General features: G+C 35.2%; 1 protein-coding gene. It reads right to left on the bottom strand.

The window, feature by feature from the left end; all coding sequences use genetic code 11:
• Nucleotides 1-90 precede the first annotated feature (90 nt).
• Nucleotides 91-1,383, bottom strand: a complete 1,293-nt coding sequence (locus WBA23_RS17705; RefSeq protein ID WP_424583617.1) for a tyrosine-type recombinase/integrase — start codon at nucleotides 1,381-1,383, stop codon at nucleotides 91-93.
• Between the last annotated feature and the right edge of the window lie 581 nt (nucleotides 1,384-1,964).

Genomic DNA, 1,964 nt, shown 5'->3' with positions numbered 1-1,964 from the left:
GGCCCTGCTGGGCTCGAACCAGCGGCCACCTGATTATGAGTCAAGTAGGGGTAATGTGAGTAGTTGAATACACAATGTAATTAGAATGAGTTATGCTTTAACAAAGTGTGACTGCTTTTCCCAATGTTTCTTCAAAAGCTCAGCATGTTCTTCCAATGTGACCTTAATATATTTCAGGAATGATTTCTCAGTTTTATGCCCAGTAATTTTCATGATAGAGATTGCCGGAAATCCTGATTTGTATAAATTGGTCGCAAACGAGCGTCGGGCAGTGTGAGTTGACACCAACTCGTGTTTTTGATAGACTTCTTTGATTCTGCGCCCACCTTTTGTATACGTCTTAGTTGTAGTTTGATTAATGCCAGCCATTTCGCACACTTCCTTTATGTAATTATTCAAGTTCTGGTTAGAGATGGATTCTGGAAAATCCCAATCGTATTTTTGTATGATTTTTTCCAACGAGCGGTGGATCGGTATTACAACTTTCTCTTTTGTTTTTAAGGACTGGATGGAAATTAAATTATTGTCAATAATATCATCTTTAGTTAACCTTGAGAAGTCCGAAAATCTGAGCCCAGTCCATGCTCCTATTAGGAATAAGTCTCTTGCTTTATTGAGACGAGAATTATTACTTAAGTCCAGTTCAAGTATTACATTTAATTCCTCTTCCGAAAGATAGATTGCATCTACATCCTCAGTTAGAGTCTTGAATTTCCTACTCTTAAATGTCAGGTTAGTATTAGCACTATTTTCAGTAGCGTCATTAAGAATTTCCTTTAGTGTCTTGATGTACTTACCTACCGTGTTGAGGGCATAATTTTTATATTCGGATAGAAAATCCACATAATCATAGTAGAACTCCATATCGATGAAGTCGAAGTCTACTGGCCGGTCATACTGCTTCTGAAACTCTTGTAGTCTTTCCTTCGCTAACTTATATTTATTTATAGTACTGCTGTCCAGCTTCTCACCGGTATCTGGATTAATTCTTTGTTTTGATTTCTCAATAAACATATCTATGTAGTTGAACAATCCGGCTTTATTATCTTCAGCACTTTCACTAAGTTTCTCTTCGTTTTCTTTAAGAATCCTGTTGAATTCATACTTAATTGATTCTTTAGTGATGGTTTTCTTTTGCCTTTTTAATTGTGAAAGCACAAGTTCACCAGTATCGTAGTATGTCGATAGCAAAGAATTGATCTCGTCTTTATCATTTGCATCGACAATATTTCGTACTTTTTGATCTCTGAAATTCCAATGATCAGGCATGACACTGTATCCGGTTGGAATAGTTGCTTTTACTTTTCCACTCCTTAATATCAGAGTGATTGGTTGACTTTTCTTGGAGTTCGGTTGTCTCAACCTGAATCTAGGTTCTGCCATAGCTATTTAGGTTTTTCCTAAATGTAGTCTAGAATCGTAACTTGACCAAATGAGGGTGCCGGTTTGGGTGCCGATTACTCTTAACTAAAACATATACTATCTTTATTTAGCTTAATTGCGTTAGGTCTAAGAAATAACATAATCAGTTAATTATGAGATATTTACAGCTAATTATTTGTGAATAGACATAGTTGAAGTTAAGATTTCAGGAGTCCCGTCCAGACCGCATCTTTATTATCAAAATATGCAAAACCCCTCAAATCATATGGTTTGAGGGGTTTTCGTTTCGATCCACTTCCATATTATTCATAGATTCTCAAAAGAAATGTGACCTATTCGGTGACCTTTTTAAGTACCTAACAAAGGTCACCGAATTTTGCATAAGTTGTTGAATTACAATAATATAAATGCATATGTTGATTTGAATATATCGATGCTTTAGTTGAATTAATAGACTTAAAAAATAAGTCATCAACATAAACTAAACTATTATACCATGTTTTATCAAACATTTTCTGTCTTACCCATTGTGCGAAAAGCCAAAATGAATGTTGCTGGCGAAATTCCTATCTATATACACA

It is taken from the genome of Tunicatimonas sp., from assembly GCF_049647865.1.
Taxonomy (GTDB): Bacteria; Bacteroidota; Bacteroidia; order Cytophagales; family Cyclobacteriaceae; genus Tunicatimonas.
Note: the sequence above shows the minus strand (reverse complement) of the source record. Positions and strands in the feature narration are given on the sequence as shown.

Coding starts and splice junctions, on each gene's coding strand:
- WBA23_RS17705 (WP_424583617.1), bottom strand. CDS start 1,383: ATGGCAGAACCTAGATTCAGGTTGAGACAACCGAACTCCAAGAAAAGT.